This window comes from Microbacterium sp. PAMC22086 (assembly GCF_019443525.1).
Classification (GTDB): domain Bacteria; phylum Actinomycetota; class Actinomycetes; order Actinomycetales; family Microbacteriaceae; genus Microbacterium; species Microbacterium maritypicum.
Genome location: NZ_CP080380.1, coordinates 1,303,492 through 1,318,424, shown reverse-complemented (window position 1 = coordinate 1,318,424; position 14,933 = coordinate 1,303,492). Strand labels below are relative to the sequence as shown.

Genomic DNA, 14,933 nt, shown 5'->3' with positions numbered 1-14,933 from the left:
AGAAGGGCAACTGGGGGCAGATCCATGGGGAATATCGGATCGACGAACGTCGGCGAGAGCAAGCAGCTCTTGGCCGAAGAGGTCTTCCACCACATCGGCAGGCAGATCATCGACGGCACGCTTGCCGCGGGTGAGCGCATCCGCGATGTCGATGTCGCGGAAGAACTGCACGTGTCACGGACACCGGTACGCGAGGCGCTGCAGCGGTTGGAACGGCTGGGCATGGTCACGATGTACCCGAGCCGGTACACGGAGGTCACGGCGGTGACGGCGGAGACCATCGCCCAATCGCTCGTGTTCGCCGGCTACCAGGCGGGAATCGCCGCGCGACTGGCGGTGCCGCAGATCACGGCCGCTCAACGCGAGCATGTGCTCGCGCTGGTCAACGCCATGCGCGCAGCTCTGGAAGACGGTGCCGGCACCTCGAACGCCCGATGGGCGGTGTTCTCCTACCTCGGCGAGCACAGCGGCAACGCGCAGCATCGCACGCTGATCGACGACGCGAGCATGGTCCTGTTCCGCAACCTCCGCGACTGGGTGGTCCCGCCGTCCGATCGCGCACGGATGGCGCAGATCTACGTCGACTTCGGCGACGCCGTGCGCAGCGGCGACGGCGACGGCGCCGAGCGCCTCGTCAGGGAGATGTACTACCTGTGAGAGCTCACTGCGCTGCGCGCCATCCGGTCACCCATCGATCCAACCGCCGGTAGGCGTCTTCGCGCGCCTCGTGCCGGGAGAGGAAGACGTCGTGCAGCGCGCCGTCGATGCGCTCCACGGTGACGCTGGGACCGAGCCGGAGCGCTGCGCGGGCGATGTCGTCGACCACGAGCACCGAGTCGGCCGACGTGAGGTCGTCCGACCACCGGGTCGGCGGCACGAATCGTGCCGACAGCAGCACGCACACGGGCGCCGTGATCGACAGCCCCGACGCCACCGCCTTGTGGCCGGAGAGGATGGCGTGCAGCCAGCCCGCGTACACCGCCATGGTCTGCGCGGGCCGCCATACCGGGTTCACATCCATCGGATCGTCCGGGTCGGCGACCTCCTGCTGCGCGCGGGTGTAGAAGCCGAGGTCGACCTGCGGCGCGGCCTCCATCGGTCGCAGCCTCGCCTGCAACTCGACCATCGGCGCGATCGCCGCGCGGGCCGGCGCGAACTGGAACTCCAGCCACGGGCTGTTCAGGATCACCGCGTCGGCGGAGCCCGGATGGCGGGAGGCCCACAGACTCAGCGTCAGCCCCCCGGTGGAGTGCCCGAGCAGGAGGAGTCGACGGGCGGACTCGGCGCCCCCCTCCCCGCGGCCCATCGCCTCCAGCGCAGCTCCGATGTCCTCGTCGTAGGTGGCGAGGTCGGCGACGTAGCCGGGAGTCTGGCCGTCGCGCAGGCTGCGACCGTACTTGCGCAGGTCGAGAGCGAAGAAGCGGGCGCCACGTGAAGTCCAGAACCGGGCCAGCCGCTTCTGGAAGAAGTAGTCGGACCAGCCGTGCACGTACAGCACATCGACCCCGTCGAGAAGCGGTCGGCGGCCGCTCGCCCGCGCCCACAGGCTCGGCCTCCTCGGCAGTGCGCGCACGAGGGTCGCAACGACAGGCCCCTGGTCATCCGTGCCGAGATCGAGCGTCAGCTGCTCGAACTCGTCACCGAGAACATCCGGGATCCACTCGGTCATGCGTTCCTCCCCCGTCGTCGCCAGGCTAGCCGAGCGCGCGACCGGGTGCGGGAGGCCCGACCGTGACGGCTCTACTCGCCGCGTGAGACCCGGACCATCTCGTCACGCGGGACGACCTTGACCCTGGCGCGCTCCGCCGGAGCACCGAGGGCGATCTCGTGCTCGTCGAGCCGGTGCCACCCGTCCAGGTCGGTCCAGCGCACGCCGCGCTCCTGAAGGAGCTCGACGATGGACTCCTCCGAGGGGTCCTCCGGGTGCCACCACGCGCTCTGGTCGTTGATGATGTGACGCACGGTCTCCATCGCGTCGGACTTGGTGTGCCCGATCAGCCCCACGGGGCCGCGCTTGATCCATCCGGTCGCGTAGATGCCGGGCACGCGTTCGTTCGAGTCCTTGGCGAGCACCTGACCCTCACGGTTCGGGATGACACCGTGCTTCTTGTCGAAGGGAACACCGGGAAGCGGCGAGCCGAAGTAGCCGATGGCACGGTACAGCGCCTGGAGGGGCACCTCGCGCAGCTCTCCCGTGCCGACCGCGCCACCCTGGCCGTCGGGCCGGGTGCGCTCGTACACGAGGGCCGCGACGCGACCGTTGTCGTCCTTGCGGACCTCGACCGGCTTCGCCCAGAAGTGCAGGTGCAGGCGTCGCGACGCCGTGCCTCCGGCGTTGTTGACCGAATCGCGCTTGCGCCAGGACTGCAGGATGCGGTCGATGACCATCACCTGCTTGTTGCTGGCGACGGCGTCCTTCGCGGCGTCATCGTAGTCGAAGTCCTCGTCGTAGACGACCATGTCGACATCGCGCAGTTCGCCGAGCTCGCGCAGCTCGAGCGGCGTGAACTTGACCTGCGCCGGTCCGCGACGCCCGAAGACGTGCACGTCGGTGACCTGGCTGGCCTTGAGGCCTTCGTAGACGTTGGCCGGCACCTCGGTGACGAGCAGGTCCTCCGCGTGCTTGGCCAGCATGCGGGCGACATCGAGGGCGACGTTGCCGTTGCCGAGCACGCCGACCGAGGCGGCATCCAGCGGCCATTCACGCGGAACATCGGGGTGGCCGTCGAACCAGCTGACGTAGTCCGCAGCGCCGTACGAGGCGACCGCATCGATGCCGGGGATGTCCAGCGACGTGTCGCGGATGGCCCCGGTCGCGAAGATCACCGCGTTGTAGTGCTTCTTGAGGTCGTCGAGAGTGATGTCCTCGCCGAAGCGGACGTTGCCGAACAGGCGGATGTCACCACGGTCGAGCACGTCGCGGAGGGCGTTGACGATGCCCTTGATGCGCGGGTGGTCGGGCGCGACGCCGTAGCGCACCAGCCCGTACGGTGCGGGGAGCTGCTCGAAGAGGTCGATCGAGACGTCGAACTTGCGCTCCGCCTTCAGCAGGATGTCCGCCGCATAGATGCCGGCGGGGCCCGCACCGACGATGGCCAGTCTGAGCTTGGTCATGGGAGGTCCTTTCGTATGCCGTCGCAGAGCGGGCGCGCAACCCTGACGGGCCGCACGCACAGAGTCAGCTGGAGCGTTCGGCGAGGGTCTCAGCGAATCGGGTCAGCGCCTCGCGCACAGTGCCGCGAGGGAGCAGCTGGAGAGCGTCGACGGCATCCCGGGTCCACGCGTGCGCGAGCTCGAGGGTCTTCTGCGTCACCGGGTGGTCGCGCAGCGCGTCCAGCGGCCCGTCGAGGATGGCGGGGTCGGCTCCGTCGGCGATGAGGGCCACACCCTCGTCGATGCGGGCTGCGAGGTCGATGGCGTCCGCGTCTCCCTCAGCCTTGAGCAGCAGGTAGGGCATGGTCGGAACGCCCGCACGCAGGTCGGTCCCCGGCACCTTGCCCGTCTCCTCCGGCTTCGCCGAGAGGTCGATCACGTCGTCGAGAAGCTGGAACGCGACGCCGATCTTCTCGCCGTACACGCGTACCGGCTCTTCGTACTCCGAGGGGGCGTTGGAGAAGATCACGCCGCCCTGCGTGGCCGCGGCGATCAGGGAACCCGTCTTGTCGGCGAGCACCTGGATGTAGAACTCGATGGGGTCGTCGCCCTCTTGCGGGCCCAGGGTCTCATGCATCTGACCGAGCACGAGTCGCTCGAAGGTGTCGGCCTGGAGCCGGATGGCGCGTTCGCCCAGCCGGGACATCAGCTGGCTGGCGCGGGAGAACAGGATGTCGCCCGTGAGGATCGCGATGTTGTTGCCCCACACGGCGTGGGCGGCGGGTACTCCGCGGCGGCGGTCGGCTCCGTCCATGACGTCGTCGTGGTACAGCGAGCCGAGGTGCGTGATCTCGAGCGCCTTGGCCACGTCGATGACCTCGGGGGTGTTCCCGTCGCCGAGCTGTGCGGCGAGGAGCGTGAGCACCGGACGGATGCGCTTGCCGCCGGCCTCGTACAGGTAGCGGCTGGCGGCGTCGGCCAGTGGATCGGCGACGCGGACGTCGTCTGCCAGTCCGGTCTCGACGAGCTCCAGCCCGTCTTCGATGGCGCGCGCGACACGTCGGGCGGCAGGACCGATGAAGACGCGATCGCTGAAGCCGAGACGGCTCGCCAGTCGCGAACCCGGGGCGATGGGGCTCGAAGTCACGTTCCCAGCCTACCTTCGTCGGATGTCACGGTTTCGCCCGGAAGGTTCACTCTGGCTTGCGCGCTCTGTGCAGGGCCACGATGCCGAAGGTGAGGTTGCGATAGGCGACCTCGGCCCAGCCCGCCTCGCGGATCCAGGCGGAGAGTCGCTTCTGGTCAGGCCATTGAATGATCGACTCGTTCAGATAGTCGTAGGCGTCGCCGTTGGTGCCGGCGACGCGAGCCACCCGCGGCAGCACTTGGGCGTTGTAGAAGCGGTACGCCCCGCGGAAGAGCTTGCCCGGCGGGGTCGAGAACTCGTTGATGACGAGCCTGCCCCCCGGCTTGGTCACGCGGTAGAGCTCGCTCAGGGCCTTCTTCGGGTCGTTGACGTTGCGCAGCGCGTACGACATGGTGACCGCGTCGAACGTCGCGTCGGGGAATGGCAGATCGGTGGCATCGGCCTGCACGAACGACAGGTTGCGCATCGCGCCGTGTCGACGCTCGCCCTCCGCGAGCATGCCCGGGGAGAAGTCGGCCGCGACCACCTCGGCCCCGCTGCGTGCGAGGGAGGCCGACGATGACGCCGTGCCCGCGCCGAGGTCGAGGATCCGCTCCCCCGGCTTCGGAGCGACCGCCCGGGTGGTCGCCGCGCGCCACAGGACGTCGTTGCCGAACGTCATCGCCGTGTTGGTGCGGTCATACCCTGCGGCGACCTGGTCGAACATGCCGCTGACGCGGGCGGGGTCCTTGCCGAGATCGGCGCGGTTATTCTCGTTCGAGGTCACGAGTTCAGTCTAGGCGCGAGGCCCAGGGCTTCGAGGCGGTCGAGCCAGGGATCGGCGGTGGCGTCGTCGAACGGAGCCATCTGCGCGCGCACCCGCTCCTCGAGGTCGAGCGCGAGCCCCTCGAGGTGCGCCATGACGTCGGCCGGGTACCCGTAGCGCGCACTGTGCTCGGCCCACTCGTCGCGATCGTCGACCCAGGTCCCTCGTGCACCCTCGACGCGCACCACATCGAGGTCCATGTCGATCCCGGTCGCCAGCAGCGGATCATCGGACCAATGGATGTCCCACCCCAGGTCGATGTAGATGCGCATCCCCCGGCGATGGCGGCGGTTGACGGTCAGCGCGTGGTCACCGCTCGGGGGAACCAGGGTGACGTTCGGACCCCCGGCATGGAACTCGGCGCCGGGGCGCACGCTGCGCCATCCGACGGGCTGCCCGATCCAGTCGCCCCACTCGTCGACGCCGAGATAGACGCACTCGTGCCGCCAGTGCGGTGATCCGTCCCACTTGCGCCATTGGAAGACCATCTCCGTGCCGGGTGCGGGGCGTGCATCGCTCATCCGCTCACCCTACGACCACGAGAATCCACGCTCCCTGAGCGGCATAGGCTGGACGCGTGCACACCACCCACCTGGTCGTGGAGACCACAGAGATCGAGCCGGTCGAAGACCTCCTGGCCTATGCGGACCCTTCCCGCCCGCTCGCGTGGCTGCGCCGCGGAGACGGGATCGTCGCCGTCGGCGAGACCCTGGCGGAGCTGCGGCCTCCCGCGGGCGGCGATCAGTCGCGCACCGAGAAGCTCGCGACCCTGTGGCGGGACATGGCAGCGCAGGCCGAGATCTCCGACCCGGTAGGACTCCCCGGCACCGGGCTCGTGGCCTTCGGCGCCTTCACGTTCGACGAGGACTCGGCAGCGGACAGCGTGCTCCTGCTGCCGACGCAGGTTCTGGGACGACACGGGGACCGGTTCTGGCGCACGACGATCCGCGTCGCCGATGCCCCGGGGAACGCTGATGAACTCGCGACGCAGCCCTACGGCCCGCACTGGGCCGGCACCGTCGGCCCCGGAGCGCAGAGCCCGCAGGGCTACCAGGACTCGGTGCGCCGCGCCCTGGCCCGCATCGCCGACGGAGAGCTCAGCAAGGTCGTGCTCGCCCGCGACCTGACAGGCAGCATCCCGGCGGGGTCCGACCTGCGCCGACTGGTGCGTGCCCTCTCCAGCGGCTACCCCGACACCTGGGCGTTCGCGGTGGACGGGCTGATCGGCGCGAGTCCGGAGACCCTCGTCACCGTTCACGAGGGAACCGTGACCGCGCGGGTGCTGGCCGGCACGATCGGCCGCGGCACCGACGCGGATGCCGACACCGCCGCTTCCGCACACCTCGCCTCCAGCACCAAGGACCTCGACGAGCATCAGTACGCCGTGCAGAGCGTGCTCGCCTCGCTGCGGGCCCACACGCGGGCGCTGGCCGCGAGCGAACAGCCCTTCCTGTTGAAGCTGCCGAACCTGTTCCACCTGGCGACCGACGTCGAGGGCGAACTGGGCGACGGCGAGTCGGCGCTCGACCTGGTGCGGGTGCTCCACCCCACCGCCGCCGTCGCCGGCACACCGACCCCCTCGGCCATCGCCGCGATCCGCGAGCTCGAGCCGTTCGACCGGGGTCGCTACGCGGGACCTGTGGGCTGGGTGGATGCCGCGGGCAACGGCGAGTGGGCGATCGCCCTGCGCTGCGCCCAGTTCACCGTGCGCCAGGGCGAGATCGGGGTCACGGCCTACGCGGGCGCCGGGATCGTCGCCGGATCCGATCCGGAGAGCGAACTGCTCGAGACGCGCGTGAAGTTCCGCCCCCTGGTCGACGCCCTGGCCTGACCGCAGAGACCGACGCTCAGCTGGCGGCCAAACGTTTCTTCTCGGACTCGACGTCGAAGTCGGCGCGCGGCCACTCGGGGTCGATGTCCTCCAGCGCCGCGAGCAGCAGCTCCTGCACGGCCAGTCGCGCGTACCACTTGGCGTTCGCCGGAATCACGTGCCACGGAGCCACCGCGGTCGAGGTGCGATCGAACACGGTCTGGTAAGCCTGCATGTACTGCGGCCACACCAACCGCTCGTCCACATCGCCCGGGTTGTACTTCCAGTGCTTGTCCGGACGGTCGAGGCGTTCCATCAGCCGCGTCTTCTGCTCTTCGGGCGAGATGTGCAGCATGACCTTGACGATGCGCGTACCGGATGCCGCGACGCGGGCCTCGAACTCGTTGATCGCGTCGTAGCGGCGCTCGATCTCCGCGGGCGGGGCGAGCTCGCGAACCCGTCCGATCAGCACGTCCTCGTAGTGGGAGCGGTCGAAGACGCCGATGAAACCGGGATCGGGCAGACGCTTCTCGATGCGCCAGAGGAAGTCGTGCTCGCGCTCCTCGGCTGTCGGCGCCTTGAACGCGGCGAGCGCGACACCCTGCGGGTCGACACCCCCGACCACGTGCCGCACGATCCCGCCCTTGCCGGCGGAGTCCATGGCCTGAAGCACCAGGAGCACCGCATCCTTGGCCACTCCGGCACGGCTCTCGGCGAACAGCCGCTCCTGCAGCACGTTCAGGTCTGCCAGGCGGGCGGCGAGGTCGGCGACCCCGCGAGCCTTGCCCTGGTCGTATCCGGGCTTGGCGTCCGGGTCGAGATCGGCGAGGCGGAATCCCTCGTCGACTCGCAGCGTCTGCGTCCAGGTGTGCGCGTCCATACGCACATCCTGCCAGTCAACGCTCCAGCGGCACCTCAATGATCCGACGTCCGCCGCGGGGCGAGGTCAGCGCCTGATCGAGTGCGGTGCGGGTGGTGACCCGCTGATACTCCCAGCCGTAGGCGAGGGCGAGGTGCTCGAAGCGGACGGTGTGCGGCGTGTAGAAGGCGCGGTCGAGGTCGCCGGGGCGGGCGGAAGACGCCACCTCGAGGGAGTCGAAGATCGTCCCCCCGCCGTCGTTGCCGACGATGACCTGCAGTCGGGGCTCTGTCTCGTCGGGCGGCAGCAACAGGGCGCCGACGTCGTGCAGGAACGCGAGGTCGCCCAGCAGCACCCTGGTGACCCCGGGCGCACCGGCGGCCTGACTGGCGATGGCGATGCCGGTCGCGGTGGCGATCGTGCCGTCGATGCCGGCGAGGCCGCGGTTGGCGTGGACGGGGACCTTCTTGCCGCCCAGCACCTGATCGGCGACCCGGACGAGCCGGGAGGAGCCGAACACCAGACGGTCGTGCGGCCAGGTGGCGCGCCACACCGCGTCGGCGAGCAGTTCACGGTCGAGCGGACGGCGGACCGCGTCGAGCTCGGCCTTCACCGCCTCCCTGCGCGCCGCGAAGTCGGTGGAGGCCAGCGCCTCGGGATCGGGGGCGTGCTCGCTCAGATCGACGATCTCCGCGGCGGACGCCCGAATCCACTCGCCGAGCCAGGTGCGGTCGACGGCGCCGGGGGCGACGATGACGGCGTCGACCCCGCGCGTGCGGTGGTTGAGGTTGAGCTCCTCGCCGCCGCGGTGCACCGCCACCACATCCACGTCGTGACGGGAGAGGAGCGACGCGACCTCGCGGCTGAGCGTCGGGTGCCCGAGCACGACGACCCGTTCGATGCGTCCGCCGAGATCCTCCCGGGCCAGCAGGCGACGGTAGCCGTGCACGACCTGCCGCCCGAACCGCGCACCGCTCACGATCTCGGCGATCAGCGGCCAGCCCCCGGAGTGCGCGATCTCTTCGGCATCGGGACCGGCGTCGGCGCCCGCGATCACGACGGTGCGCGGCCCGCGGTCGAGCACGAAGGGTTCGTCGCGCAGCGCCTCGGGCGCCTCGCCCCTGAGGACGACGATGGAGGGCAGATCGCCCGAGAGGGGCTCTCTGGACGGAAGATTCAGATGCACTGGTCCGGCGATGCCACGGAGGCCGCTCTCGACCTCGCGAGCGCCCATCGCGGCGGCCACGGCCTGTTCGGCGAGCCCGGTCCACTCGCCGTCGCCCGGCACCGGAGCATCGAGCTCGTCGCGCACCCACGGGTGGAACAGAGCTTTCTGGATCGTCGCCTGGTTGGCGCCGACCCCGCGCAGCTCGGGCGGACGGTCGGCGGTGAGCAGCAGCATCGGCACCCCGGAGTGGAACGCCTCCATCACCGCGGGAAGGAGGTTGGCGACGGCCGTCCCCGAGGTGCACACCACCGCGGCCGGCACGCGGGTCTCGCGAGCGATGCCGAGTGCGGTGAAACCGGCGACACGCTCATCGATGCGCACATGCACGCGCACGTGTCCGTCGTCGGCGGCGCGCACCGCGGCGAGCGCGAGGGCCTGCGAACGCGAGCCCGGAGACACCACGATGTCGCGCACGCCCTGGGCGACGAGGTCGGCGATCAGGGACGCCGCAGCATCCATCGCCGGCGATGAGGTCACGGGCGCTGGTCCGTGGCGGGAGGCTCGTCGGTCTCCTCGTCCAGACGGGCGAGCTCCTCTTCGAGACGGCGGATGCGCGCATCCTGCTCGGTCTTGCTGATGCTGCGGAGGAACGCGGGGTCGTCATCCGGTGCGATCACCGGACGGACACCGGGATCGTTCGCGCGCCGGCGGCCGATCACGAACCAGAGGATGCCGCCGATCACGGGGAGGATCACCACGATCGCGAGCCAAACGGGCTTGGACACACCACGGTGCCGCGTCGCCGGCTGCACTGCGCAGTCGACGATGCTGAACACCCAGAACACGGCGGCGAGGAAGCCGCCGACGATCAGTAGTCTCGCCACCCTTCCAGTGTAGGCGTGTCGAGGGTGCCACGGCCCCGGAGACGGCAGAGGCTCCGTTGCTAGACTGCGCGGGAAATGCTGCCCCCCTCTCCGGATCTGATGCCGCGAGCGCGGGCCGAGCGGATGCTGGTCGCCCGGGTGATCATCGCCGTCGGCCTCGCGCTCCTGCTCGTCGTGGGCGCGTGGTCGACCTCTCGTGGCTCCGCCGATGTGCACGCGACGCTGTGCCTCGCCTCCGGTGTCTCGGAATCGCAGGGGGCCGCGCCCGTCGCAGACGGCCAGGAGGCGACGACGACGATCGATGTGCTCTCGTCGAGCGTGGGGATCTGCGTGCTCGCCGTCCTCGGCGGGGTCGCGCTGGTCCTGGTGTTCCGGCGGCTCATCGCCCACAGAACCCGACCGCTCGGCACCCGGGACCTCGGCACGTCGTCGCCGCGCCGCGCCGGTCCGCTCGTCATCGTCCCGGCTCTCACCCTCACCCAGCTCTCGATCTCCCGTACCTGACACCGACGCGCGCATCGAGCCGCCCACGGCGGCATCCTTCCCTCGTCGTACCCCTGTGTCTGGAGACCCCATGAAGAACTCTGTCAAAGCGACCCTGATCGCCATCGCCGTCGCCATCGTCCTGCTGATCGCCGGTGTCGTGTTCGCGATCAGCCAGCAACAACCCACCGCACCGGCCGAAGGCGGGGAGCCGAAGCCGACCGTCCGCACCGATTCCCATGTGCTCGACGACGGGGGCGAGGGCGCCGTCGTCGTCGTCGAGTTCCTCGACTTCGAGTGCGAGGCGTGCGCGGCGTTCTACCCCGTCGTCGAAGATCTCCGAGAGAAGTACGACGGCGAGATCACCTACGTCGTGCGCTACTTCCCCCTGCCCGGTCACATCAACTCCACCCAGGCGGCCCTGGCCGCGGAGGCCGCCGGTCAGCAGGATCGCTTCGAGGACATGTACCACCGCCTGTTCGAGACCCAGGCGCAGTGGGGCGAGCAGTCCGAGGAGACGCCCGAGGTGTTCCGCGGGTTCGCCGAGGAGCTCGACCTCGACATGGCCGCGTACGACGCGGCTATCGCGGATGCGGCCACCGCGGAGCGCGTGCAGTCCGACAAGGCCGATGGCGAGAAGCTCGGGGTGGACAGCACGCCGAGCTTCTTCGTGGATGGTGTGAAGGTCGAGCTGCAGGAGTGGGACGACGTCGAGGAGGCCATCGAGAAGGCCGTGAACGGCTGACCCGGCTGGCGGGGTCGCGCCGCTTCCGTGTCGAAGCCGCGCGGTCCCGCCGCACCGATATTCTGGCCGCATACCCAGGAGAGGGCCAGAATGACCATCGATATCTCGACCGCTTTGCAGACGACACACAACGCTCGTGAACTCGCCGGGTTCCCGACCTCCGGAGGCGGTCGGCTCGCATCGGGCCTCCTCTTCCGGTCGGATGCCCTCGCTTCGCTCGCCGACGAGGGGCTGCAGGCGCTCGCCGACCTCCGCATCGGCACCGTGATCGATCTGCGCACCGATGGCGAGCGTGCCCGTGCCGCAGATCGTCTGCCCGATGACGGCAGCGTGACGCTGCTGGCTCTGCCCATGCAGGGCGGCGCGATGGACGAGATGGTCAAGAAGCTGCTCCCTGCGGCTGGCAGCGCCGGACTCTCGGTGACCCAGGTCGCCGAGGTGCTGAAGCGGGTGCCCACCCTGGAGGAGCTGTACATCTCGATCCTGGAGGCGAGTGCAGCGCAGTTCGCGACCATCGCCCGCACGGTGCTGGAGTCGTCCCGCACCACTCGGCCCGGCGTGCTGTTCCACTGCACCGCGGGCAAGGACCGCACCGGTCTCGCCGCCGCGATCCTGCTGCTCGTCGCCGAGGTGCCTCGAGAGGCGATCGTCGCGGATTACACGCTGACCGAGAAGAACCTCGCGCGCGGGTTCGCCGAAGCGCTCACGGGGCTGATCACCTCGCTCGGAGTTCCGCTCACCCCGGCGCTGACGACCCTGGCGACCAAGTCTCCGGCGTCGGCCATCGAGGCGGCGATGGACTGGATCATCGCGAACCACGGCGATGTCGCGGGGTATCTGCGGAGCGGCGGCATGGCCGCTGAGGAGATCGCCGATCTCCGCCGGGTTCTCCGCGGCGAGTAGGAGCGGCCTCCGCGGAGACGGGGCCTCCCTCGCTACGCTGAGCGCATGGCTGAGGAGCACTCCCCCTCTCCGCGTCCGTGGATCGCCGTCGTCCGACGGATCCCGGCGACCCTCACGATGGTGCTGCTCATCCTCGTGGTGGGGATCATCTGGGGTGGACTCTGGTCGCCCTTCGAAGACACGGCACTGTTCAAGACCGTCGCCTACGGACTGCCGAACCTCGTCGACGGCAAGTGGTGGACGCCCGTCACCGGCACGTTCTTCGTGAATCAGCCCTGGGTGTACGTGTTCACGATCGCCGGCTTCTGGGGAATGGCCTACCTGGAGTACCGTCGCGGATCGCGCGTGGCGGTGGCCTACTACGCAATCGGTCAGCTGTTCGCGATCTTCGCCACCGCACTGCTGCTGTACCTGCTTTCGCAGTTCCCCTGGGCCTGGGCGACCGAGCAGGCGCAGGCGCTCGACGTGGGAGCGTCCGGCGGCACCATGGCGTGCATCGCCGCGGCGGTCGGCCTCTTCCGCCCGCCGTGGAGGGTACGCGGCTGGCTCATCCTGCTCGGCTTCGTGTTCATCGCGATGCTCTTCTGGGGCAAGGTCGCCGACCTCGAGCATCTGCTCGCCGTGCTGCTGATCCTCGTCGTGGACCGCACGCTGCGGGTTCGGCACACCACCGTGCGCGAGCTGCGGCTGATCGCGGTCGTGGCGATGCTGGTGCTCGGCGCGGTCGAGATCATCACCACGCTCCTGCCTACCGACGGCCCGTTCGGCCCGACGGAACCCGTCTCCGGCGGATTCATCAGCCTCGCGATCGACCTGGTCGTGATCCTCGTGCTCGTGAACGGCCTGCGCCGGGGCCGACGCTTCGCGTGGGTGCTCGCGCTCCTGCTCGGGATCTTCAACGTCGTGATCGCCGCCCTCGTGCTCACCCTGATCACCGTGTTCAGCCAAGCTCAGCTCGACGTGCGCTGGGATGGAGAGACCGAGCTCGAGCTGGCCAACGGCTTCCTCTGGCTGATCATGCTCGTGTACCTGGTCTGGGTGCGCCGTGCCTTCCGGGCCAAGCGCCGTGCGAAGCTCGGCATCCAGCCCGCGCCCACCGTGGACGACGTGAAGCACGAGCTGCGCACGCACGGCGGCGGAACGCTCTCGTGGATGACGACGTGGGACGGCAACAACTACGCCAGGGTGAACGGCGGCATCGTGGCCTACCAGCGCCGCAACGGTGTGGCACTGGCACTGGCGGATCCGATCGGCCCCTCGGAGGCGCGCGCCGAGGCCGTCACCGACTTCATCCACGCGGCCGAGCTGGCCGGTCTCGTCCCCTGCTTCTTCAGCGCGGACGAAGCCACCCGCGCCGCCGTGCCCCCGAGCTGGCGGAGCATCGTCGTCGCCGACGACGACACGATCGTCGACCTGCCGGGACTGGAGTTCACGGGCAAGCGCTGGAACTCGGTGCGCACATCGCTCAACAAGGCCGGCCGGGAGGACATGACCTTCCGGATGACGCAGCTCAAGGCGGAGTCCTGGGGTGTGCAGCAGCAGCTGCGTGCGATCTCGGAGGCCTGGGTCGGCGACAAGGATCTGCCGGAGATGCGCTTCACCCTCGGCACGCTCGATGAGGCCGAGGACCCGGAGGTGCGGCTCGCCCTGGCCCTCGCGCCCAACGGCGACGTCGACGGGTTCCTCTCCTGGCTGCCCGTGTACGGCGACGAGGGTGCCGTGCGCGGCTGGACCCTCGACCTCATGCGTCGCAGGGAGGGCGGCTTCGGACCCGTGATGGAGTACCTGATCGGATCCTCGGCACGGCAGTTCGCCGACGAGGGTGCGCAGATCATGTCGCTCTCGGGAGCCCCACTCGCCCACGACTATCCGCCGGACGCCGGGATGATCGCCGCCCTGAGCGACCGGCTGGCCGATGCCCTGGAACCGGTGTACGGCTTCGGGTCGCTGCATCGGTTCAAGCAGAAGTTCCACCCCCGCTACGAGACCATGTATCTCCTCTTCCGCGACGAGAGCGACCTCACCCGCATCGGTGGAGCCCTGACGAGGGCGTTCCTGCCGGATGCGACGCTGCGACAGTTCGCGGGTGCCGGGCTCGAACTCGTGCGGGGCGGGAAGGACTGAGTGACACCCGTTGTCAACAAGTGGTTGACAACCATTGGTGTCAACCATAGATTGACACCATGACGACGACACCTCAGCCCGCCTCGCGACCGGAACGAATCGCCACCGCGATCGGCATCGCGCTTCTCGCCACGGGAGCGGCGACGCTCCTGCTGTCCATCGGCTTCGACCTCCGCGGGTTCGGCGGAGGGTTCGTGCAGGGCGTCGGCATCGGCGCGATGCTCGTCGGGACCTACCTCTGGGGGGTCGGGAACGGCACCCGGCGCGCCCGACGCCGGCAGTGGCTCCCGAGCCGCGGAACCGTGGAGTGAGCGCGCTCAGCGACGCGATCGGTCACGCTGTCCTCGCAGAAGCCGGGGTCGCCGACAAGACGTCTCTCACGACGGAAGACCACATCGCCCTGATCGCGGCGAGCGCCCGAACCGAAGACGAGGTGCGCGGCATTCTGCGGCGCGCCGTGCTCTCCGCACGGGCAGCAGGGGCGAGCTGGGCGACGATCGGCGCTGAGCTCGGCATGTCCCGTCAAGCGGCGCAGCAGCGATTCGGCCACCTCGCCGAGGCGCAGGACGACGACGACAGCGAGCGCTGGCTCGGTCCGGTGAGCGTCTTCGATGAGATGGGTGAGCTGGAACTCGCCGGGCGCGAAGGCTGGCACACCATCGGAGCCGGAGCATCCGCACATCGGATGGTCCGCAGCGACACCCGGTGGGACCATCGTCGAAGCGTCTGGCGCCCCCTTCGGGCGGCGGAGCGCGCGGAGGGGTGGGAGCTCGGATGCTCGGCGTTCCCCTGGGTGTACTTCGTGCGCGACACCGGCATCCCGGTCTCCGAGACCCCCGGGACCGCGCCCTGACAGGGCGTCTTCCGGATAGCGCCCCCGTATATGCCGATCTCCGGATGGCCTCGGACGAT

At 69.7% G+C, this 14,933-nt stretch carries 16 protein-coding genes; 8 read left to right on the top strand and 8 right to left on the bottom strand.

The genetic code is table 11. The features are described from left to right. Window positions 1–24: 24 nt before the first annotated feature. Complete coding sequence (locus tag KY497_RS06585) at window positions 25–657, top strand: GntR family transcriptional regulator (protein ID WP_055865609.1); 633 nt, start codon at window positions 25–27, stop codon at window positions 655–657. Window positions 658–661: 4 nt separating this feature from the next. On the opposite strand, the gene KY497_RS06580 is transcribed toward KY497_RS06585, so the two are convergent. From KY497_RS06580 to KY497_RS06560, 5 genes are all read right to left on the bottom strand, one after another. Next, entirely contained in the window at window positions 662–1,669 is a 1,008-nt protein-coding gene (locus KY497_RS06580; protein ID WP_141387441.1) for an alpha/beta hydrolase, read from the bottom strand. Between the two features lie 71 nt (window positions 1,670–1,740). Beyond that, window positions 1,741–3,114, bottom strand: a complete 1,374-nt coding sequence (locus KY497_RS06575; protein WP_055865615.1) for an FAD-dependent oxidoreductase — start codon at window positions 3,112–3,114, stop codon at window positions 1,741–1,743. 64 nt (window positions 3,115–3,178) lie between these two features. Then, complete coding sequence (locus tag KY497_RS06570) at window positions 3,179–4,240, bottom strand: polyprenyl synthetase family protein (protein WP_017829226.1); 1,062 nt, start codon at window positions 4,238–4,240, stop codon at window positions 3,179–3,181. Window positions 4,241–4,286: 46 nt separating this feature from the next. Further along, window positions 4,287–4,946 (bottom strand): ubiquinone/menaquinone biosynthesis methyltransferase, encoded by a 660-nt coding sequence (locus tag KY497_RS06565; RefSeq protein ID WP_229779004.1) that lies wholly within the window; start codon window positions 4,944–4,946, stop codon window positions 4,287–4,289. 56 nt (window positions 4,947–5,002) lie between these two features. Further along, on the bottom strand, window positions 5,003–5,566 hold the full coding sequence (locus KY497_RS06560; RefSeq protein ID WP_219870131.1) for a hypothetical protein: 564 nt from the start codon (window positions 5,564–5,566) through the stop codon (window positions 5,003–5,005). Between the two features lie 56 nt (window positions 5,567–5,622). Here KY497_RS06560 and KY497_RS06555 point away from each other — a divergent pair, with 56 nt between their 5' ends. After that, window positions 5,623–6,876: an isochorismate synthase MenF gene (locus KY497_RS06555; RefSeq protein WP_219870130.1), complete on the top strand. Its 1,254-nt coding sequence runs from the start codon at window positions 5,623–5,625 to the stop codon at window positions 6,874–6,876. Window positions 6,877–6,892: 16 nt separating this feature from the next. On the opposite strand, the gene KY497_RS06550 is transcribed toward KY497_RS06555, so the two are convergent. The 3 genes from KY497_RS06550 to KY497_RS06540 are packed head-to-tail and all read right to left on the bottom strand — an operon-like array spanning window position 6,893 to window position 9,766. After that, entirely contained in the window at window positions 6,893–7,735 is an 843-nt protein-coding gene (locus KY497_RS06550) for a PPK2 family polyphosphate kinase (RefSeq protein WP_055865630.1), read from the bottom strand. Window positions 7,736–7,751: 16 nt separating this feature from the next. Next, window positions 7,752–9,401, bottom strand: coding sequence for a 2-succinyl-5-enolpyruvyl-6-hydroxy-3-cyclohexene-1-carboxylic-acid synthase (gene menD / locus KY497_RS06545; RefSeq protein WP_258185962.1), 1,650 nt, complete (start codon window positions 9,399–9,401; stop codon window positions 7,752–7,754). A gap of 14 nt (window positions 9,402–9,415) precedes the next feature. Then, window positions 9,416–9,766, bottom strand: a complete 351-nt coding sequence (locus KY497_RS06540; protein ID WP_017829232.1) for a PLD nuclease N-terminal domain-containing protein — start codon at window positions 9,764–9,766, stop codon at window positions 9,416–9,418. Window positions 9,767–9,841: 75 nt separating this feature from the next. On the opposite strand from KY497_RS06540, the gene KY497_RS06535 reads away from it, so the two are divergent. The 6 genes from KY497_RS06535 (at window position 9,842) to KY497_RS06510 (ending at window position 14,874) form a co-directional block, all read left to right on the top strand. Continuing rightward, the gene (locus KY497_RS06535) at window positions 9,842–10,270 is read left to right on the top strand and encodes a hypothetical protein (protein ID WP_229779002.1); all 429 of its coding nucleotides are present in this window, start codon (window positions 9,842–9,844) and stop codon (window positions 10,268–10,270) included. 70 nt (window positions 10,271–10,340) lie between these two features. After that, the gene (locus KY497_RS06530; RefSeq protein ID WP_219870128.1) at window positions 10,341–10,994 is read left to right on the top strand and encodes a thioredoxin domain-containing protein; all 654 of its coding nucleotides are present in this window, start codon (window positions 10,341–10,343) and stop codon (window positions 10,992–10,994) included. Between the two features lie 90 nt (window positions 10,995–11,084). Further along, entirely contained in the window at window positions 11,085–11,897 is an 813-nt protein-coding gene (locus KY497_RS06525; protein ID WP_219870127.1) for a tyrosine-protein phosphatase, read from the top strand. Window positions 11,898–11,942: 45 nt separating this feature from the next. Continuing rightward, window positions 11,943–14,021, top strand: coding sequence for a bifunctional lysylphosphatidylglycerol flippase/synthetase MprF (locus KY497_RS06520; protein WP_219870126.1), 2,079 nt, complete (start codon window positions 11,943–11,945; stop codon window positions 14,019–14,021). A 59-nt stretch (window positions 14,022–14,080) separates the two neighbouring features. Beyond that, complete coding sequence (locus KY497_RS06515; RefSeq protein ID WP_141387457.1) at window positions 14,081–14,332, top strand: hypothetical protein; 252 nt, start codon at window positions 14,081–14,083, stop codon at window positions 14,330–14,332. Continuing rightward, entirely contained in the window at window positions 14,329–14,874 is a 546-nt protein-coding gene (locus tag KY497_RS06510) for a hypothetical protein (protein WP_218682603.1), read from the top strand. Before KY497_RS06515 ends, KY497_RS06510 begins: the two co-directional genes overlap by 4 nt. Window positions 14,875–14,933 lie beyond the last annotated feature (59 nt).